A 20,692-nucleotide genomic window follows, 5' to 3' on the forward strand; every position below is an offset into this window, starting at 1 on the left:
CCCCCCTCTTCTCGCGTGGTTTTCTGGCCTTCGGGCTGCGCGCAGACCACACACCCGGTCCTGGTATTGCCGCGCGCTTAGCCTGTGTTGCACTGGGCGCGGCACTACCGTACAGGCCGACCTGATCGGCGCTTACCGCTGCGGTCCGCCCATAAAAAAACTCCCTCCCCGCTGGGCAGTCGGGGAAGGAGTTTCAGGTCTTGCTAGTGGAGCTGGATCAGATCAGCGGCGCCGGGGTAGCCGGCAGCGCAACCGGAGCGGCCTTCTTCTTGCGAGCGGCCGGCTTCTTCTTCGCAGCAACCTTCTTGGCGGCCGGCTTCTTGGCGGCAACCTTCTTTGCAGTCTTCTTTACGACCTTCTTGGCAGCTGCCTTCTTGGCAACCTTCTTTACGGCCTTCTTAGCTACTTTCTTGACGGCTTTCTTGGCAGTTGCCTTCTTGGCAACCTTCTTTACGGCCTTCTTAGCTACTTTCTTGGCGGCTTTCTTGGCAGTTGCCTTCTTGGCAACCTTCTTTACGGCCTTCTTGACGGTCTTCTTGGCTGCTGCCTTCTTGACGGTCTTCTTGGCTGCTGCCTTCTTCACGGTCTTCTTGGCTGCTGCCTTCTTCACGGTCTTCTTGGCAACGGCCTTCTTGGCGACCTTCTTCACTGCCTTCTTGGCGGTTGCCTTCTTGGCAACCTTCTTCACGGCAGCCTTCTTGGCGACTTTCTTTACCGCCTTCTTGGCGGCCGGCTTTTTAGCTGCTTTCTTCGTAGCCATGGTTTGTTCCTCGTCAGTGATCTATGGAATTGAAATGCCCAGTTGAAGCAAATCCGCGGTGTTCGGCGGAGGACCGACGACGCGTCTAGCGCATCGTTACGGATACAGAAACACCCGCAACGGGTTCCGCTGCAGGTGCCAGATAGAAATCAGGGGGGTGTTTCGCGGAAGGAAGCGAGTCCTGCTCCACCATCAAAAAAATCCTGGCGGACGTCCAAGTTGTGCTTCGCGTCTGAATGTTGATCCGGCTCACTCGCTTCCGCAGGAAAGGTCTGCTGGGCGAAACCTAATCACGGTTTTTTTTACTGTCAACCATCTTTGCAAAATATTTTTCGGAAGCCTTCAGCCTTCTGCACCCAGCCGCGTGACGCCACCGCCCGCCGCACGCATCCTTCGACACCGCACTTACGCCTTCCCAAAAAAACACAAAGTAAAAAAACATCGGTAAAAGTGCACTATTCGTTTCAATGCCGGTAGCGGGCAGCTGCGTTGGCGTTACACCAACAGCATCGCAAAGCGTGCGACCAACAGTCAGCACCGGCCAGTTCCAGCACCCGAAAAAAAGTTTGCCGAAGGCATGGCTTTGCCTGTGCGATGGATCATTTTGCGCAAACTTTTTGGACCACTTCGCAGCCTGCGACGACATTGATCGGAACCACACCGCGTCCGTTGGCATCGGCTTCGACACGTCATTGCCGGCCACTCATCACCACCGATCATCACGTGATGCTGACATCCGCACAAAAAAAAACGGCCGCTGACAGCGGCCGCTTTCCGGATCACGACAGGACTCAGTGGTCCTCGTTCTCCAACATCTCGGCATAGTCGTCCGGACCCAGCAGGTCGTTCAACTGATCCGGATCGGACAGCTCGACCACGTACAGCCAGCCGTCGCCGTAGGCGTCTTCGTTGATGGTTTCCGGCTTGTCGGTCACTGCTTCGTTGACTTCGACAACGGTGCCGGACACCGGGCTGTAGACGTCGGACGCGGCTTTCACCGACTCGACCACCGCTGCGCCAACGCCAGCCTGCACGCTGTCACCGACAGCCGGCAGTTCGACGTAGACCAGGTCACCCAACAGGCCTTGGGCGTGATCGGAAATACCTACGGTGACGCGGCCATTGCCTTCGACACGGGCCCATTCGTGGGACTTGAGGAACTTGAGGTCGCCAGGGATCTCGCTCATGGAACTACTCCGGAAAAACGGTGGTCGGGATTAAGCGCTAGTTTAACGAACCGGAAGCGAGGTCGCTTCCGGCCCGGTCCTACAGGTCAAAGATTGATGCCGGCCTGTGCCTGGCCGTCACGCACGAACGGGAACTTCACGATACGCACCGGAACTTCCTTGCCGCGGATATCCACCCGCACATCGCCCGGCGCACCGGCCGGCACGCGTGCGAAGGCGATCGCCTTGCCCAGCGTCGGCGAGAACGTGCCGGACAGGATCTCGCCCTCGCCATTGGCGGTGAGCACCTTCTGGCCGTGGCGCAGCACGCCCTTCTCGTCCATCACCAGGCCGATCATCTGCCGCGCGTTACCTGCGGTCTTCTGTGCTTCCAGCACGGCACGGCCGGTGAACGCACGCGGCGTGCCGTCGGACTGGTCGTCCAACGCCACGGTCCAGGCCAGCGCCGCCTCGTACGGGGTGACGGTTTCGTCCATGTCCTGGCCATAGAGATTCATGCCGGCTTCCAGACGCAGCGTGTCGCGTGCGCCGAGACCGGCCGGCTTCACGCCGGCAGCCAGCAGTGCATTCCAGAACGCGACCACCGCACTCTGCGGCAGCAGCACTTCGTAGCCGTCTTCGCCGGTGTAACCGGTACGTGCAACAAACAGTTCAACGCCGTCGGTCGAACGGACTTCCAGCGCGGCGAAGCGAGCAAGCTTGTCCAGCGCGGCACGATCCGACTCCGCTACCAGGCCGGCGACCAGGGCACGCGCCTGCGGGCCCTGCACGGCAACGATGGCCAGGTCTTCACGCTCGACCACCTCGACGCCGAAGGCTTCGGCATGCTGGCGGATCCAGGCCAGGTCCTTCTCGCGGGTGGAGGCGTTGACCACCATGCGGAACATGTCCTCGGCCAGGAAGTAGACGATCAGGTCGTCGATCACCCCGCCCTGCGCATTGAGCATGCACGAGTACAGGGCCTTGCCGCGGACCTTGACCTTGTCGATGGAGTTGGCCAGCAGCTGGCGCAGGAACTCACGGGTGCGCGCACCCTTCAGGTCGACCACGGTCATGTGGCTGACGTCGAACATGCCGGCTGCGGTGCGGACCAGGTTGTGCTCGTCGATCTGCGAGCCGTAGTGGATCGGCATGTCCCAACCGCCGAAGTCGACCATCTTGGCGCCGAGTGAGCGGTGGGTTTCGTTGAGCAAAGTCTTCAGGGTCATGGCCGTTCCACACTAAGGGGACCGCCATTATCCCAGATGGTTACTTTTAAAACCTGCGGCACTGCCACAACGGCAGTACCGCGGCAGTATTCAGACCGCCTGCACCTTCAGCGTCATGCCATCCACGGCCACCACGCGCACCGCACTGCCCTGCGGCAGATCGGGCCCGGCGACCACCCAGAACGCATCATCCACCTTGGCCCGGCCGACGCCGGCGCTGATCGCCTGATCAAGGGTCACCACGCGCCCGATCAACTGCTCGGCACGGCGGTTGAGCAGCGGCTGGTCGCTGGGCCGTGCGCGCTGCCGGAACCAGGTGCGGTAGACCTGGATCGAGACAAAACTCAACACCACGAACAGGATCACCTGCAGCAGCACGCTCATGCCGTCGATTGCCCAGACCGTGAGGAACACCGCCGCTGCAGCGATGCCCATCCACAGCATGAAGGCACCCGGCGCCAGCGCCTCGGCGGCGAACAGGGTCACCGCCAGCGCCGCCCAGATCACCACTTCCCAGCGCATGGCTCAGCGCCCCAGCGGCGGCGGGTTGCCGCGTGTCGGCTGCTTCGCTTCGCCCTGCTTGGCGAAGGCCTCCTTGGCCAGTTCCGAAATACCGGCGATGGAACTGATCACGCCGGTCGCCTCCATCGGCATCAGCACCAGCTTCTGGTTGGGCGAGTTGGCCAGTTCACTGAAGGCTTCCACGTACTTCTGCGCGATGAAGTAGTTGATCGCCTGCACGCTGCCATTGGCAATCGCATCGGACACCATCGCTGTCGCCTTGGCCTCAGCCTCGGCCAGGCGCTCACGCGCCTCGGCGTCGCGGAACGCCGCTTCCCTGCGCCCTTCCGCTTCCAGCACGGCGGACTGCTTCTGGCCTTCGGCACGCAGGATCTCCGATTGGCGGATACCTTCGGATTCCAGAATGGCTGCTCGCTTGTTCTGCTCGGCCATCTTCTGCTGCTGCATCGACTGCACCAGGTTGGCCGGCGGCTGGATGTCCTTGATCTCGATGCGGGTGACTTTGACGCCCCACGGATTGGTGGCGTGGTCGACCACGTTGAGCAGCTTGGCGTTGATGGTTTCACGCTGGCTCAATGATTCGTCCAGATCCATCGAACCAATCACGGTACGGATATTGGTCTGTACCAGGGCAATCATCGCCACTTCCAGGTTGGCCACTTCATAGGCCGCCTTGGCCGCGTCCAGCACCTGGAAGAACACCACGCCATCCACCCGCACCACCGCGTTGTCCCGAGTGATGACGTCCTGGCTGGGCACGTCCAGCACCTGCTCCATCATGTTCACCTTGCGGCCGACGCCGTAAACAATCGGGATGAGAAAGTGCAGACCGGGCGTCATCGTATGGGTGTATTTGCCAAAGCGTTCCACCGTCCATTCGTAGCCCTGCGGCACCATCCGCACTGTCTTGAACAGCACGATGATGCCTGCCACCACGACCACCAACGCCAATAATCCTGCTCCGCTGCCCATGTCTCCACTCCTTGTGCCGATAGATGAGGCGAGTATAGCCACTGCCCCTGAAGCCGTTGGACACGGACTTACAGCCGCACCCGCCCGCGCAGGATGTCGACGAACATCACCCAGTCACCGGCAAATGAATAGAAGGGGTGGCGAAAGGTTGCCGGCCGGTTCTTCTCGAAGAAGAAGTGCCCAACCCAGGCAAACCCGTAGCCGCATAGCAGTGCGAGCCACAACCAGCGCAGCTGGCCGCTCCACAGCAGCATCGCCACACAGAGCAGCACGCCGCAGCTGCCAATGAAGTGCAGGCGGCGACTGACGACGTTGCTGTGTTCGCCCAGGTAGAACGGATAGAACTGGCGGAAGCTGCTGAAGCGCGACATGGCCGGCATCCAGGAAGGGATGCCGCCAGCATAGGCGCTTCAGTTGCTGCGCGGTGCGAACATGATCACCGCCATGCCAAGCAGGCAGAGCCCGCCGCCAAGCAGGTCCCAGCGGGTGGGCTTGACCGAGTCCACCAGCCACAGCCACAGCAGCGCCACGCAGACATAGACGCCACCGTAAGCGGCGTACACCCGCCCGCTGGCGGCCGGATGCAGGGTCAGCAACCAGGCAAACAGGGCCAGGCTGGCGGCAGCCGGCAACAGCAGCCACGGACTGCCCTGCTGTCGCAGCCATACCCACGGCAGATAGCAGCCAACGATTTCAGCCAGCGCGGTGAGCAGGAACAGGGCGAAGGTTTTCACTTCGCCGCGTCCTTTTCCTGCTGCTTGACCTGCTGCCACAGCGCTTCCTGCTGCTGCAGATCGAGCTGCGACATTGCTTTTCCCTGCTCAGCGGCCAGCGCTTCCATCGCCCGGAACCGGCGCTCGAACTTGTGGTTGGCATGGCGCAGGGCGGTGCCGCTATCGACCTTGGCGTGGCGGGCAAGATTGGCGCAGACAAACAACACATCACCCAGTTCTTCCTGCAGGCGGGTGTGGTTGTCGACGCCAGTGGCAGCAAGCTGAAACTCGGCCTGCACTTCGTCAATCTCCTCGCGCAGCTTGTCCAGCACCGGCACCGCATCAGGCCAATCGAAACCAGTGCGGGCGGCACGCGACTGCAGCTTGGTGGCACGCAGCCATTCCGGCAGTCCGCGCGAAATACCGGCCAATGCCGATCCATCCTGTTCACCCTTGGCGGCACGCTCGCTGCGCTTGATCTGGTCCCAGTTGGCCAGCACTTCGTCGGAATCGCTGACTTCGGTGTCACCGAAGATATGCGGATGACGGCGGATCATCTTGTTGCTGATCGAGGCCACCACGTCACCGAAATTGAACGCCCCCTGTTCACTGGCCATCTGCGCGTGGAATACCACCTGCAACAGCAGATCACCGAGCTCATCCTTCAGATCCGGCAGGTCGTTGCGGTCGATGGCGTCGGCCACTTCGTAAGCCTCCTCCACCGTATACGGCGCGATGCTGGCGAAGTCCTGCTCCAGGTCCCACGGGCATCCCCCCTGGGGGTCGCGCAGGCGCGCCATGATCTGCAACAGGGTCTGGATATCGGTCAATTCGGACATGCGCGCATCACCTTTGTTACGAATACGCCGGCAATTGCCGGCGTTTGAAGTTCACTGCAGGCAGCCAGTGGCGGGGCGTCAAAGCCCGGCCACCCACTCCTGCCACGGCAACGAGGCATCACCCAGGGCGACGAAGTCGCCATTGAGCAGCCGCGGGCGCTGGTTGTAGGCAAACGGCACACCGTCATCGGCAGCCAACACCACACCACCAGCCGCTTCCAGAACGCACTGGCCGGCGGCGGTATCCCATTCACTGGTTGGCCCAAGGCGCGGGTACACGTCCAGCGTACCTTCGGCGATGCGGCAGAATTTCAGCGAGGATCCCTGCGCGACCAGCTCGATTTCGCCCATGCGCGCCAGCAAGGTGGCTGTGCGTGCACTGGCATGCGAGCGGCTGGCGGCGACCCGCAGCGGCGACGCCGGTGGCACACGGGTAGTGATCGCATCCTGCTGCTCACCGCTACGGCGCCAGGCCTGGCCACCGCGCTGCGCATGCCAGATGACCTCGGTCACCGGTGCCTGTACGACGCCAAACACCGACACACCCCGCTCGATCAGCGCGATGTTGACGCTGAATTCGCCATTGCGCTTGATGAACTCGCGGGTGCCGTCCAGCGGGTCCACCAGCCAATAGCGTTGCCACTGCCGACGCGTTTCCCATGGCAACTGTGCCGATTCCTCGGACAGCACCGGGATATCCGGGGTGAGCTGCGACAGGCCTGCAACGATCAGCCGGTGCGCGGCCAGGTCGGCGGTGGTGACCGGACTATCGTCGGCCTTCTGCTCGATATCGAAGCCACTGGCATAGACCTGCATGATCGCCGCGCCTGCGCGCTGGGCGATATCCAGCACGCCTTCGCGCAGCGCCTCATCAACTACTGCGCTCATGCGCCACCTCGCAGCCACTCACGGGCAATGAACAGGGCCGCCAGCGAACGCCCCTCGGAAAAATCCTCGCGCAACATCAGCTGGTCCAGCTCGGCCAGCTTCCACGGCACCACTTCCAACTCTTCCGGCTCGTCACCAGGCAAGCGCTGCGGATACAGGTCGCGCGCCACCACCAGGGTGGATTGATGACTCATATAAGTAGGTGCCAGGGTCAGGCTGCGCAGCACATCCAGCCTGCGCGCGCCGTAGCCAGCCTCCTCCTTGAGCTCACGATCAGCCGCTTCGATCGGCGTTTCGCCAGCATCGATGCGGCCTTTGACCAGGCCCAGTTCGTAGCGATGCAGGCCTGCTGCGTATTCACGCACCAGCAGCACAGTCTGCTCGTCCAGCAGCGGCACCACCACAACAGCACCGTGACCGCCGCTGACCAGGCGCTGGAAATGGCGGCGTTCGCCGTTGGAAAACTCCAGGTCCAACTGCTGCTGACGGAACGGCCCGATGTGTTCTTCGACCACGTTGTGGATCTGAGGCAGGCGGCGACTCATGCACCACTCCGGGCAAAACGACGGTAGACCGATAGAATGCGCATTGGCAGATACGTTTTCATGACGTTGAAATGCTAGCAGACCCAGCCGCCCCGCACGCGGCACCGCCTTTGCGAGATACCCCATGCGCCTTACCCGTTGCCCGATTGAACTGCCGCTTGCCGCCGGCCAAACCCTGTCCCTGCCCGAGGATGTGGCCAACCACCTGGTCCGGGTGATGCGCCTGCGCGAAGGCGAAGGCTGCATCCTGTTCAATGGTGATGGTCACGACTATGCGGCCACGATCAGCGCGATCAGCAAGCGCGAGGTACAGGTACACATCGACAGTGCCCAGGCCATCGACAACGAATCGCCGCTGGCGATCACCCTGCTGCAGGGCATCGCCCGTGGCGAGAAGATGGACCTGATCCTGCAGAAGGCCACGGAACTGGGCGTCAGCGGCATCATCCCGGTCAATGCCGAGCGCACCGAAGTAAAACTGGATGCCGCCCGCGCCGAGAAGCGCATCGCGCATTGGCGCAATGTGGTCGGCTCGGCCTGTGGTCAATCCGGGCGTGCCCGCATTCCGTCGATTGGCAGCCCGCAGGCGCTGGCTGCGGCCACGGCGGCACTGCCCGAGCAGACCCTGCGACTAACCCTGGACCCGCTGGGTGAACATCGTCTGGCCTCGCTGCCCGCAGCACCGGCCAACGGCGTGGTGATCGCTATCGGTCCGGAAGGTGGCTGGTCACCACGTGACCGTCAGCAACTGAGCGAAGCAGGGTTCCAGGGCCTGCAGCTGGGTCCACGCATCCTGCGTACCGAAACCGCCGGCCTGGCCGCGATCGCCGCGCTGCAAGCGCAGCTAGGCGACCTGTAGAGCCGCGCCATGCTCGGCTGGGGGCATTGCCAACAAACCCGGCATCGGTTTGTAGGAGCGGCGTCAGCCGCGAAGCCGGCAGCGCTGAAATCACCAGGCGGTCGGCAATCTGATGTAGTGCGAGCTTCGCGGTTTACGCCGCTCCTACAATGCTGAGGATTGCCGGGAAAGGCTCTGCCGAGCATGGCTCGGCACTACGGTGATCCATGCGGCAGTCTGCCCGACTTGTAGAGCCGAGCCATGCTCGGCTGCGGCACTACCGACAAAACCCGGTGTCGGTTTCTGGGAGCGGCGTCAGCCACGAAGCCGGCAGCGCTGAAATCACCAAACGGTCGGCAATCTGATGGAGTGCGAGCTTCGCGGCTTACGCCACTCCCACAATATTGAGGATTGCCGGGAAAGCCTCTGCCGAGCATGGCTCGGCACTACCTTTACCGATCAGGCTACGGCTTCTGCCAGGGCAAGGATGACCGCGCTTTCCACTGCATCCAGATCGGGCAGCAAGGCGCTCTGCTCGCCCAGCAGTACGCGCATGTGCACGCCAACCGGCAGGCTTTCTTCCGATGCATCGGCCAGCAGGCCGTCACGGGGTACCGCAATCAGCTGCGGGAAGGACTGGGTCAGCAGGGCGAAATACGGCAGGTCCGGGTTGCCCCCCAGGGCCTTGAGCACCACCACCTTGTTGTTGCTGGTCACCATTTCATTGCCATGACCGCTGAGCCCGGCATAGGACAGCAACGGCACGCTCCAGCCGTGCCATGCAATCTGCCCGACCAGCCATGCCGGCGTGTTGGCAATCGGCTCAACCGCTACGCGCGACATCATTTCCGCCACCGTCGCGTTGGGCAGCAATACGCGTTCGGTACCTGCCTGTATCAGTACCCCGCGGACTTCATCGTTGTTTGCGTAGCTCATCGTCAGTTCCTCGGTCGCGCTGCGCTCACGCAGCGCAATGCACAGCCAATTCGGCAGCAAGATATTCCGGATCACCTGCGTTCATGCCGGCGACGGCCAGCTGGCTGGCAGCGGCGGGGTCGTAGCATCCCTCGCCGATCTGCCCCGCCACCCAGCCACCCTTGCCGGCAAACTCCAGCGTCGCGGCAACCATTGCCACATCGGCGCCACTGAGCAGCACTACCGCACTGCGGTCCGGTTGCAGGGCTTGGAGCAGGTCATTTGCTTGCGCACAGAAGCGCAGGCCCTCCGGCGTTGCCTCGACGCCGATCACATCAGGAAGAATGTAGACATCGCCGGCGACCAGGCTCTGGCCTGGCTCGGCCAAGGTAACCGACAGCGGTGTCGCCCGTGTCATCTGCTTGACCAGATTGGCATAGCGACCGCCATCCAGCCGCAGCTGCACCAGCACTGGGCGTGCGAAGTCTTCGGGCAGGCCGGCCAACACGCGGCGGACCGCGTCCGGGCCACCAATGCCGGCAACCAACAGCACTGCGCCATTGCCTTCGGTTCCCCCCCCTTGGTCAATCTCCACCAATGACAGCTCGCTGTTGAGCAGGCTGGCCAAGGCCGGCGGCGGCTCCGGGGTGACCCGAGCGGCGGCAGGTGCGCTCTCATAGCCATCGTCTTCCAGCAGCGACCAGCTGCTGAAATCGCCAATCGGTGCCTTTTTTTCTTCTGCGTCGAGCACCACGGCAAGCGGCTCCTCTGGCAGCGGAGGCGGCATGCTTGGCGATACCGGCAGCGACGGCTGCGCCGCCCCTGCGATCAACTCCTCGAACGACAGAACTTCCGGTCGCGGTTCAAGTGCGCTGGCCGGTGCCACATAGATTTCATCGGCAGGCAGGTCGTAGGCCTGTACCTGCGCCTCATCCAGATGGAACTGCAGCGGCGCATCCGCATGCCCGTCGGCCGGACGCGGCGGCAGGCCTGGCTCCAGGCTGATGGCAGGTTCAGCGTCCTCATGCTCCAGACCCGGCGGCAGCACGTTGTCATGCCCCTGCAGCTTGGCCGCCAGATGGCGGATCCAACGCTGTGCTTCCCAGCCTTCGCGACGGGCAGCCAGCTCGGCTTCCTCGAACAACAAGGAAAGCTCTGGCGTCTCCAACACCGACTCCAGCCGCTCCAACGCGTCCTCGACCGCCGGTTCCAAGGCCACCAGCACGACCTGCGGCGCAGCCGAGGTCAACGTGGTCGGTTCCAACTGGTTGGGATCTTCCTCCAGCACGATGCGGCCGCCAGCGGCGACCAGTGCCTCGCGCAGGCGATCACGGGCGGCGCCGGCACGGGCCAGCAGGGCAACCGGCTTGGCAGTGTCGTCAGTCGCGTGCACGGGCGATCCCCAGCAGGTCATAGACATTGCGCATCAAATCCAGCTCCTGGTACGGCTTGCCGAGATAGCGTTGCACGCCGATCTCGAATGCGCGCTGGCGATGCTTGTCGCCACTGCGCGAGGTGATCATCACGATCGGGATGTTCTTGTAGCGCGGATCGGCACGCATCGCGGTAGCCAGCTCGTAGCCGTCCATGCGCGGCATTTCGATGTCCAGCAGCATCAGGTCCGGGATGCGTTCTTCCAGCTGCTCCAGCGCTTCCACGCCGTCGCGTGCCACCGCCACATCCAGGTTGTGACGCTCCAGCACGCGGCCGGTGACCTTGCGCATGGTCAGCGAGTCGTCGACCACCATCACCAGCGGCACGTGGCGCTGGCTGCTGGCCTCGATGGCTTCGACCGTCTGCTGCGGCTGGGTGAGGTGACGACGCACCAGCGGTGCCACGTCCAGGATCACCACCACATTGCCTTCGCCGGTAATCGTGGCGCCGTAGATACCCGGCACCGAGGCGATCTGCAGGCCCACCGGCTTGACCACGACTTCGCGGTTGCCCAGTACCTGGTCGATCGCCACCGCCGCACGCAGGTCGCCGGAGCGCACCAGCAGCAGCGGGATCTCGGCCTGGCCTTCGGCCTTGGCTGCAACCTGGCCCACCAGGGTGCCGAGGTTGTACAGGCTGAAGTCTTCGCCGTTGTAGTGGTAACCGCCCTGCCCGGACTCGAAACGCTCGCGGGAGATGCGGCCAATACCGCTGACCGAGGCCACCGGCACCGCATAGGTGGTTTCGCCGATGCGGACAAACACCGCCTGGGTGACCGCCAGCGTCTGCGGCAGACGCAGGGTGAAGGTCGCGCCCTGGCCGCGCACCGAGTGGATATCCACCGAGCCGCCAAGCTGACGCACTTCGTTGCGCACCACGTCCATGCCCACACCGCGACCAGCCAGCTGGCTGACCTGCTCGCTGGTGCTGAAGCCGGAGGCAAAGATCATCTGGTCCAGCTGGGTATCGTCGATCTGCTCGTCGCTGCCCAGCAGGCCACGCTGCTCGGCGCGGCGACGGATCGCCTCGCGGTCCAGGCCGGCACCGTCATCGCCCACTTCCAGCACGATTTCCGAACCTTCGCGGCGCAGACGCAGGGCGATCTCGCCTTCTTCCGGCTTGCCTGCGGCGGCACGTGCGGCCGGCTGCTCCAGACCGTGCGCAACCGAGTTGCGCAGCATGTGCTCCAGCGGCGCGACCATGCGATCCAGCACGTTGCGATCGAGTTCGCCGTGGGTGCCCTCCAGCTTCAGGTGTACCTGCTTGTCGGTTTCCTGCGCGGCCTGACGCACCACACGGCGCAGACGCGGCACCAGGCCGTCGAACGGCACCATGCGCGCGCGCATCAGGCCATCCTGCAGCTCCGAGCTGACACGCGACTGCTGCTGCAGCAAGGTGTCGTAGTTGCGCGACAGATCGTCCAGCACGCCCTGCAGACCGCCCAAGTCGGCCGCCGATTCGTTCAGCGCACGGCTGAGCTGCTGCAGGGTGGAGAAACGGTCCAGTTCCAGCGGATCGAAGGTCTGGTCGGCCTGCTCATGCTCGCGGCGGTAACGCGCCACAATCTGCGCTTCGGTTTCCAGATCCAGACGACGCAGCTGGTCGCGCAGACGGGCGTTGGTGCGATCCAATTCGGCCATGGCGCCACGGAAGGCACCCAACTGCTGCTCCAGGCGCGAACGGTAGATAGCCACTTCGCCGGCGTGGTTGACCAGGCTGTCGAGCAGGTCGGCGCGCACGCGCACCTGTTCCTGTCCGCGCGGCGCGCCTTCTTCTTCGTTGCCGGCCTGTTCTTCGCGCAGCGGAGCCGACAGCGGCTCCACCGGTGCCAGCGGCTGTGGCAGCACGTCAACGGCAGCGACACTCTCCGCTGCCGATTCGAATGCGGTGACGGCGGCTTCCACCGGTGCCTGCGCGGCTTCGGCGCGACCATCGGTACGCGCTTCGAAGGCCTCGATCAGGTCGGTCGGCATCACTACCGCGCGATGCTCGCCGGTGCGGGTCAACAGCTGGTGCAGACGGTCGAAACCGCGCTCCAGCAGCTGCACGTCAGCGCGGGTGATCTCGGTGCGGTTGGCGGCGACGGCCTCCAGCAGGGATTCGATGCCATGGCCAAGGTCGCCGATGGCATTGATGCCGGCCATGCGTGCACCACCCTTGAGGGTGTGCAGGTCACGTTGCAGGCCGGCCAGCGCTTCGCGGTCTTCCGGCGCGGCGCGCATGTCGCTGACCAGACCATCGCAATGGTCGAGCAGGTCCTTGCCTTCCTCGACAAAGATATCGACCAGCTCGCGATCGAGGTCGGCGAAATTGAGCGGCCCGGCGTCCAGTTCGTGCGCCACAGGCGAAGCGACCGGGACCTCCAGCTGTTCCGGCAACGCGGCGGTCAGCGGTGCCAGTACTGCCTTGGCGACGACAACAGCGTCGACAGCAGCTGGCTCGACACCTTCGCTCGTAGCCACAGCATCAAGCTGTGCGGCTTCTTCAAGCTGCTCGGCTTCCTCAGTCGCCAGCGCGTCCTCGATCGAAGCATCCTCTTCGTTCGAAGCAATCTCCTCAATCGAGGCAACGTCTTCGACAGCGGCCTCAGCTTCTGCCTCAGCTTCAGCTTCTGCTTCTGCTTCTGCTTCTGCTTCTTCAGCAGGTTCCAGCACCGACGCTGCAACCACAACCGGTTCATCGCCAATCGCAACAACATCGTCAGCCTGTGCGACGTCGACCGATGCCTGTGCGGCACGGTCATCGATGACTTCGTCGTGCTCCCCAGCGACGTCGGCCGAGGCCTGCTCAACGGCTTCCGTCACCGGCAGCTCGTTTTCTTCAGTCTGCTCAGCCGGACTTGTTGCTTCGGCCTCATTCGAATCCAGATGCGCTGCGCTGACGGCAACTGCAGCCGCACCGGTAGCGATGGCCAGGGCGCGTGCGATCACGCTGTCACGATCACCCAGATCACTGGACGCTTCCAGAGCGGCCGACTGGCTCGGCTGACTGTCCTCGACCTGCGTCTCGACTGCTTCGGCTGCGAATGCGGCATCCGCATCAATGCCGACAGACGATTCGGATTCGATCTCGCCAGCCTCGGCAGCGAGATGCGACTCGGTCGCTTCTGCGGCCTGCTCCGGCTCCTCGGTGTGGTCTGCAACACCCCAGGTCGAGGCCCGCACTGCGTCGTAGTGGTCCTCGGCCTCGGCGGCATGCTGCGAAACAGTCGGCTCGATGACCTCGGCCGATTCGGTGATGTCGATCTGCTCGGTTACTTCGTCAACGGCAAGCACAGTTGCCAAGTCGCTTTCGACAGCGGCTTCGGCCGGCTCCGACAGCGATTCGGCAGCAATGGAATCAACGCCCTCGACCGCGTCAAGCGCGCCGTGCTCGGTCACGTCAGCAACCGGAAGCAGGAACTCGGGTTCTGCTGCAGCCGGCAGCTCGGTGGCTTCCACCAACGCGACGCTGCCAGGTGTCTCATCCAGCAAGCCGGAGTCGAAGTACGCGGACAGGTCTTCCGTGCCAACCGAGTCGGCGCTGATGCTGCTGTCCGCCGCGCCTTGCGGCTGCACAGCCACCACATCGTCAGCAACAAGCTCGTCTTCGGCCAGCATCGGCGGCCACTTGCCATCCGGCAAGGCATCAACCAACGCCTGCAGACGTTCGGCCACACCCGGGAACGCCGGGATGCGTGGGGAGGGCGCGCGCAAGGCAGTAATCGTGGTGTGCACCGCCGCCGCCATCTGCGCCAGCGCATCCACGCCCGCAGCAGTCGGCGTAACCGCCGCCGCCAGCGAGCGCTTGACGAAGGTTTCCGCCGGGCTGGTGATCTGGGTGATCACCGGCACATCGGTCATCGCGAATGCACCACTCATCGTGTGCACGGCGCGCAACAGGTCTTCGGAGACCGGCTGCGGCTGCGCAACCGAGCCAGCCAGCCAGGCATTGACGGTAACCAGATGCGCGCCGATTTCAGCTTCGAGAATCTCCCGCAGCACCTCGTCTACCGACGCAGGCGTGCCCTCGGCATCGTCGCCTTCGATAGCTGCTGCAACATCGCTTTCTGCCGGCGCTGCAACGATCTCGGCTTCCGGCAGCACTTCATCGACCGGCGCGGCAGCGGCAACTGCGCTGACACCGGTCACGTAGAACGCTTCCTCGCCTGCAGCAACGCGGTCTGCCACATCCTGTATGCCCAATAGGTCGGACTGGATGCTGCCAACACCACGCAGCGCGGCGTTCAATTCCGGCAATACGTCATACGCCTGCGTCACCGCGGCCATGACCGCGGGGCTGGCAGGACGGCTGCCGTCGAGCACGCGGTTGAGCATGCTCTCGATCTTCCAACTGAACTCACCCAGGGTGCGTGCACCCACCAGGCGGCCGCTGCCCTTCAGCGTATGGAACACACGGCGCACCGGGCGCAGACGCTCCATGTTTGCAGGCGCAGCGCGCCACGCGGGCAGCAGGTTGCCCAGATTTTCCAGCTCTTCGTCGAACTCCTCGATGAAGACATCGCGGATGTCCTGATCGATTACATCGCCGCCGTCGATGAAGCCGCCTTCAAGCTGCTGTGCCGGTGCGGACATCCGCGTCGGCGCGGCTGCGCTGGCAGCAGTTGCCGCGATCTCTGCTGTAGCCGGCTCCGGCTGCAGCGATTCAGGCATTGCGAAGGGATCGAAGGACTCGGCAGCCGCATCCAGCTGCGCCATGAACGCAGCGGTTTCCATATCCAACGTGGAAACCGGTTCAACCGGCGAGGACACCGGCCCAATCGACGCGATCGTCGGCTCCGGATCGTTGCTGACCGGTGCCGCTGCATCCGCTGCAGCATCGATCCCGGGATTGACGGTTTCCAGCTCCGGGCTGAAGAACACATCGGCGTCAGCGAACTCGATGTTGACCAGCTCGGCATCAGCCAGTCCGTTGCCGGCGCGCTCGGGCGTGTGCGCTGCTTCGGTATCGGTCTCTGTGTCGTCCAGCGTCAACAGCGACGCATCGAAACGATAGCTGTCATTCGCACCAGCGAGCGTCGCGTCTTCGGCGGCGACTGGATCAAAGCTGGCGGCAAACGATGCCGGCGCTCCAGCTTCATTCGAATCAGCCAACTCGTGGCCTTCAAGCACCATCGGCGCCAAGGTGAAGCTGCTCCCGGCGGCCCCCGCTGTTTCGGCAGCAACGGGATCAAATGCGGAAATTTCCGCTGCAACTTCCGCCAGCGGTGCGAATGCTGCGGGCGCGTCCACGGCCTGGGCCGGAGTGATCGGCGTTGCCACGGCATTGATCGCCGCGCCAAATACCAAGGGGTAGTCGGAGGCGGCTGCCTGCGGCCTTGCTTCCACTTCCAGTGGCGGCAACGGCGGTGGCACTACCGCCGGCGCTGGCTCAACAGGCAGCGCTTCTTCGGCCGCTGCTTCGACGTTTTCGGTCGGCACTTCGGCCGCGTCGGCCAGAGCCGTTTCAACTACTGCGGCGCTTGCGCCATCGGCAACAGGCGCAGCAATCACCTCTGCCGCGACCGGCTCCACCGCAGCGTTATCGGCCACCGTCTGCAGCGCGGGAATCGGCCAGTAGCGCAGGGTTTCCAGGCTGGTGCGGGTGATGTCAAGGATTTCCTCGCGGCCCGGGCGACGATCGCGCAGGGCTTCAAGGAAGTATTCCAGGCTGGCCATGGCATCAGCCAAGGTGTCGAGCTGACGCCCACTGGGAATACGCTGGCGCGCGATCAGTTCGACGTCGATGTACTGACGCACGGCCTGCAGGTAGTCGGCCGGCATCGGCATTTCCAGCATGCGCAACGCGCCGGAGACCTCACCGAGCAGACGCGGCACTTCGGCCAACCGTGCATGGTCCCAGTTGGTCTCGATGAAGGCGACAAACGACTCGCGCGCGGCGGTGAAATTGGCGATGGCTTCATGTGCCAGCACTTCAACAGTGCGGCGGGTTTCCACCGAACCGGCATCATCGTCGCCGCCGACATTGGCGCCCAGGTGGGCGACCTGATCGTCCAGCGACGCATCCACGTAGAGCAGCGCGCCGGCGATATCCAGCAACAGATTGTCGTCGATCTGGCGGCTGCCACTGACGACTTCACGCAGCGAATCACGCTGCTGGGCAACGATGCCACGGGCAACTCCCAGGCCCATCACGCCCAGCGTATCGGAAACAGCGCCCAGCTCATTGACCTGTACCTGCAGATCGGCAGGATTGCCATCCATGCGCATATGCAGGTCGAGCGCATCCTTGATGCGCATCAATTCTTCCTTGACCGCGCTGCCGACGGTGTCGAGCAGCTCGCGGTTACGGCCGCTCACGCTGCCACGTGCGTGCTCCAGCTCATCCGGGCTGGCGTCGCTGGCATCGGGATTGAAGGCGAACAACACGCTCTCATTGATGCCTTCCGCGCCGCGTGCGGCACGGATGTCATTGAGCAGCGGCAGCAGCACGATCGGAATATCGCGATGGCCGTTCTGCAGGCGCTCCAGGTAATCGGGCAGCAGAACGGTGCCGCGCATCAGCGTGGCGCAGGCTTCGTCACGGTCCGGGATTCCACCATCACGCACCGCATTGGCCAGCAGCTCCAGCTCCTCCGCAACCATGGCCGGTGCATACAACTCAACCATCCGCAGCGTGCCCTGCACCTGGTGCAGGTAGCCGGCGCAGAAGCGCATGCGGCTGGTGTCGCTGGGATCTTCCACGAAGGCTTCAACCTCGTTGCGCACCTGGCGCAGGGTCTCGTCCAGCTCGGGTTTTACCCAACCCAGAGCTGCGTGGCTCATCGCATCGCGCAAGGTACTCATCGCACTCCCCCGTGCAGCATCAATTGCATGCCGTCCGGGCGGCCCTGCGTAGCGTTGTGACGAAACTTCATCTGCTGATTCCTCTGCATCCCCGCCCGATCAGTCCGTTCAGGCCGGCAACTTGAAGTCGGCCACCGAACGGCGCAGCTCTGCCGCCAACTGGTTCAACTGGCCCAGCGAGTCGGCGGTCTGCCCGGCACCCTGCGAGGTCTGGCCGGTAATCTGCCGGATCACGCCCATCGTCTGGGTGATGTCAGTAGCTGCCGAGGCCTGCTGGTTGGCGGCGATGGAGATGCTCTTAATCAAATTATTGAGTGCGTTGGACACGCGTTCGATTTCGGTCAGTGCGGTACCGGCGTCTTCGGCCAGGCGTGCACCAGACACCACTTCGGCGGTGGTCTGCTCCATCGAGGTGACCGCTTCGTTGGTATCGGCCTGAATCGCCTGCACCAGACCCTCGATTCGGCGGGTTGCGCCGGAGGTACGTTCTGCCAGGCGCTGCACTTCGTCGGCCACCACGGCGAAACCGCGGCCGGCCTCACCGGCCGAGGCTGCCTGCACGGCGGCGTTCAATGCCAGGATGTTGGTCTGCTCGGAAATGTCGTTGATCAGTTCCACGATCGAGCCGATCTCCTGCGAGGATTCACCCAGGCGCTTGATGCGCTTGGAGGTTTCCTGGATCTGGTCGCGGATCTGGTCCATGCCCTGGATGGTCTGGCGCACCACGCCGGCACCTTCGGTGGCGATGACCACCGAACGCTGTGCCACTTCGGCCGACTCGGTGGAGTTGCGCGACACCTGCTCAATGGAGGTGGCGATTTCGCCGATACGGTCCGAGGCGCTGGTGATCTCGTCGGCCTGGTGGCCTGCGGCTTCGGCCAGCTGCATGGCCGTTGCCTGGGTTTCCTGTGCCGACACCGCCACCTTCGAGGAGATGTCATTGATGGTGGTCACCAGGTGGCGCAGTTCGTCCACGGCGTAGTTGATAGCGTCGGCGATGGCGCCGGTCATGTCCTCGGTCACCGAGGCCTTTACCGTCAAGTCACCTTCACCGAGCGAGCTGATTTCGTCCAGCAGACGCATAATCGCCTGCTGGTTGCGGCTGTTGAATTCCACCTGGGTCTGGTAACGCACGTCCTGCTCACGCGAACGGGTACGCACCGTGCTCCAGACAAAGCCAATGATCGACAGCACCGACAGACCGCCGAAGATCACCGACCACCAGAAGTTCGGGAAGATGCGGGTGTCGCGGGCCGAACCGAAGGCCGAGAACGCATCGAACAGCTTGCGGCTGCTCTCCAGCATCTTGTCCGAGCCGGTCGCCAGTGCGGCCGCCGAGGACTGTGCGGCGAACAGGTTGCGCGAGCTGGCCAGAATGGCGTCGGCGTCCTTCTTCATCTTCGCCCACTGGTTGGCCGATTGTTCCAGCGCAACCTGTGCATTGGCATTGCGCACGGCGGCAATGCCCATTTCCTCATTGCCGTTGCGCAGGCCTTCCAGCACCTGGCTGAACACCACCATGTCGCGGGCCAGCGCGTCGCCAGCGCCGCTTGCGCCAGCACCACCCGCGCGGATTTCGGTAACGCGGCGGGCCATGGTGCCAACCACCACCACCTGCTGCAGGCCGTTGTAGACCTGCGAGGACTGGGCGCCGCCGGCAGTCATTGCGCGCACCACTTCGTTCAACTGCGCCTGCAGCTGCGGCACCGCGCCAACGAAGGCATCGGCGTTACCGGCCAGGGCCAGCACCGCCGGCTCGGAGGCGACAATCTGCTCGGCGTTCTTGGACAGCGGCTTCCAGGTATCGACGAGCGCGCTCAGCGGACCGGACACACCGGTTTCGTTGCCGTAACGGCCCTGCAACTCGCTGACCGTACTTTCCACCTTGCTGCGCGTGTCCTTGAACGCTGCGTAGCTTTCGCGGCTACCGGCCACGGCTTCACGGCCCTGGTTGGCCAGCTGCTGTGACAGCACCTGCAGATCGGCGGCGCCGGTACTGGCGCCGGCCAGTCGACTGCCCTGCCAGGTGGCCACGCCGGTGTTGGCACCGAACACGACCATCGAGAGCACCAACAAGCCCAACCAGAAGTTGGTGCTTACGTTGCCAAGCTTGCCAGCCTTGGCGGCTTCAGGAGCAGTACTCATCGTTCGACCTCGGTCTCAATACGAAGAGGCAAGCGCGCCGATCAGGCGGCCGCTTGCCGGAATTCAGGAGTGCGGGAAAGCAGCGACAGCGAAAACACACCCCAGTCACGGCCTTCATCATGGAAGGCACGATCGACGAAGTGCGCGTAACGGCCCTGGGCGATGTCACCGGCCGGCACCTGCATCGGTGCCTCGAAGCTGCGCTGGCCATACAACTCGTCGATCACCAGCGCCACGTCGCCGCCGCTCTGGCGCATGATCAACACGCGCTGGCCTTCCTGTGGCGGCGTACGCTCACCTTCCAGGAAGTTCTTCAGGTCCACCACCGGGAACAGGTTGCCGCGCAGGTTGCCCACGCCCAGCAACCAGGGCTGGGCGCCGGGAACCGGGGTGACTGGCGGCATCGGTACGATTTCCACCACTTCGCGGAAATCCGAGACCAGATGCCGGCTGCCAACGCGGTAACCCACGCCACGCCAGACATCCTGCGAAAAGCTGCGCTCGGGCAGCTGTACCGCGTGCGCCAGACTGCGGCGTTCGTAGGCTTCAAGGATGTCGAATGGAGAACGCATCAACCCACCAGTTTGTTGATCCGCGCGATCAGATCATCCTCGCGCGGCGGCTTGACGATGTAGTCGCTGGCGCCTTGACGCATGCCCCAGGCCTTGTCGGTTTCCATGCCCTTGGTGCTGACGATCAGCACCGGGATGGCACGCGTGGACTCGTCACGCGACAGCGCGCGGGTTGCCTGGAAACCACTCATGCCAGGCAGCACCACGTCCATCAGCACCAGCTGCGGAGCCTGTTCACGGGCAATCTGCAGGCCGTCCTCGGCATTGTCAGCCGACAACACCTCGTGCCCAGCCTTGAGCAACCACTGTGTAAACACCGCCCTGTCGGTCGGTGAGTCCTCGATCAAAAGAATTCGAGCCATTTTTGCC

The 20,692-nt window shown here is 63.7% G+C and carries 18 protein-coding genes; 1 reads left to right on the forward strand and 17 read right to left on the reverse strand.

Features of this window, described 5'->3' with window-relative positions:
- Positions 1-217: 217 nt before the first annotated feature.
- The 11 genes from ACVOL0_RS02120 to nudE all read right to left on the reverse strand — a co-directional run bounded on the left by ACVOL0_RS02120 (position 218) and on the right by nudE (position 7,634).
- Entirely contained in the window at positions 218-688 is a 471-nt protein-coding gene (locus ACVOL0_RS02120; protein WP_481547690.1) for a hypothetical protein, read from the reverse strand.
- Between the two features lie 358 nt (positions 689-1,046).
- A complete protein-coding gene (locus tag ACVOL0_RS02125; RefSeq protein WP_481547691.1) occupies positions 1,047-1,406 on the reverse strand; it encodes a hypothetical protein in 360 nt (119 codons plus the stop codon).
- 145 nt (positions 1,407-1,551) lie between these two features.
- Positions 1,552-1,947: a glycine cleavage system protein GcvH gene (gene gcvH / locus ACVOL0_RS02130; RefSeq protein ID WP_481516265.1), complete on the reverse strand. Its 396-nt coding sequence runs from the start codon at positions 1,945-1,947 to the stop codon at positions 1,552-1,554.
- A gap of 86 nt (positions 1,948-2,033) precedes the next feature.
- Positions 2,034-3,155, reverse strand: a complete 1,122-nt coding sequence (gcvT, locus tag ACVOL0_RS02135) for a glycine cleavage system aminomethyltransferase GcvT (protein WP_481547692.1) — start codon at positions 3,153-3,155, stop codon at positions 2,034-2,036.
- 90 nt (positions 3,156-3,245) lie between these two features.
- Positions 3,246-3,677 (reverse strand): NfeD family protein, encoded by a 432-nt coding sequence (locus ACVOL0_RS02140; protein WP_481547693.1) that lies wholly within the window; start codon positions 3,675-3,677, stop codon positions 3,246-3,248.
- A 3-nt stretch (positions 3,678-3,680) separates the two neighbouring features.
- Positions 3,681-4,649 carry an SPFH domain-containing protein gene (locus ACVOL0_RS02145; protein WP_481547694.1) on the reverse strand — a complete coding sequence of 323 codons (969 nt, stop codon included), beginning with the start codon at positions 4,647-4,649 and terminating at the stop codon, positions 3,681-3,683.
- Between the two features lie 68 nt (positions 4,650-4,717).
- On the reverse strand, positions 4,718-5,020 hold the full coding sequence (locus ACVOL0_RS02150) for an Mpo1-like protein (protein WP_481530231.1): 303 nt from the start codon (positions 5,018-5,020) through the stop codon (positions 4,718-4,720).
- Positions 5,021-5,059: 39 nt separating this feature from the next.
- Complete coding sequence (locus ACVOL0_RS02155) at positions 5,060-5,383, reverse strand: YnfA family protein (protein ID WP_313172894.1); 324 nt, start codon at positions 5,381-5,383, stop codon at positions 5,060-5,062.
- Positions 5,380-6,201, reverse strand: coding sequence for a nucleoside triphosphate pyrophosphohydrolase (gene mazG / locus ACVOL0_RS02160; RefSeq protein WP_481547695.1), 822 nt, complete (start codon positions 6,199-6,201; stop codon positions 5,380-5,382). The genes ACVOL0_RS02155 and mazG overlap by 4 nt, the downstream gene beginning before the upstream one ends.
- Positions 6,202-6,279: 78 nt before the next feature.
- Positions 6,280-7,089, reverse strand: coding sequence for a 3'(2'),5'-bisphosphate nucleotidase CysQ (cysQ, locus tag ACVOL0_RS02165; RefSeq protein ID WP_481547696.1), 810 nt, complete (start codon positions 7,087-7,089; stop codon positions 6,280-6,282).
- On the reverse strand, positions 7,086-7,634 hold the full coding sequence (gene nudE / locus ACVOL0_RS02170; protein ID WP_481547697.1) for an ADP compounds hydrolase NudE: 549 nt from the start codon (positions 7,632-7,634) through the stop codon (positions 7,086-7,088). The genes cysQ and nudE overlap by 4 nt, the downstream gene beginning before the upstream one ends.
- Positions 7,635-7,758: 124 nt before the next feature.
- Between nudE and ACVOL0_RS02175 the strand changes: the two genes are divergently transcribed.
- The gene (locus ACVOL0_RS02175; RefSeq protein WP_481547698.1) at positions 7,759-8,493 is read left to right on the forward strand and encodes a 16S rRNA (uracil(1498)-N(3))-methyltransferase; all 735 of its coding nucleotides are present in this window, start codon (positions 7,759-7,761) and stop codon (positions 8,491-8,493) included.
- Between the two features lie 438 nt (positions 8,494-8,931).
- On the opposite strand, the gene ACVOL0_RS02180 is transcribed toward ACVOL0_RS02175, so the two are convergent.
- The 6 genes from ACVOL0_RS02180 to ACVOL0_RS02205 form a co-directional block, all read right to left on the reverse strand.
- Complete coding sequence (locus ACVOL0_RS02180) at positions 8,932-9,408, reverse strand: chemotaxis protein CheW (RefSeq protein WP_481511011.1); 477 nt, start codon at positions 9,406-9,408, stop codon at positions 8,932-8,934.
- Positions 9,409-9,433: 25 nt separating this feature from the next.
- Positions 9,434-10,780, reverse strand: coding sequence for a chemotaxis protein CheB (locus tag ACVOL0_RS02185; protein WP_481547699.1), 1,347 nt, complete (start codon positions 10,778-10,780; stop codon positions 9,434-9,436).
- Positions 10,767-17,606, reverse strand: a complete 6,840-nt coding sequence (locus tag ACVOL0_RS02190; protein ID WP_481547700.1) for a hybrid sensor histidine kinase/response regulator — start codon at positions 17,604-17,606, stop codon at positions 10,767-10,769. The genes ACVOL0_RS02185 and ACVOL0_RS02190 overlap by 14 nt, the downstream gene beginning before the upstream one ends.
- 108 nt (positions 17,607-17,714) lie before the next feature.
- On the reverse strand, positions 17,715-19,751 hold the full coding sequence (locus ACVOL0_RS02195; protein ID WP_481547701.1) for a methyl-accepting chemotaxis protein: 2,037 nt from the start codon (positions 19,749-19,751) through the stop codon (positions 17,715-17,717).
- A gap of 41 nt (positions 19,752-19,792) precedes the next feature.
- On the reverse strand, positions 19,793-20,323 hold the full coding sequence (locus ACVOL0_RS02200) for a chemotaxis protein CheW (RefSeq protein WP_481547702.1): 531 nt from the start codon (positions 20,321-20,323) through the stop codon (positions 19,793-19,795).
- On the reverse strand, positions 20,323-20,685 hold the full coding sequence (locus ACVOL0_RS02205) for a response regulator (protein WP_282271119.1): 363 nt from the start codon (positions 20,683-20,685) through the stop codon (positions 20,323-20,325). Before ACVOL0_RS02205 ends, ACVOL0_RS02200 begins: the two co-directional genes overlap by 1 nt.
- Between the last annotated feature and the right edge of the window lie 7 nt (positions 20,686-20,692).

The organism is Stenotrophomonas sp. STEN021 (assembly GCF_056760175.1).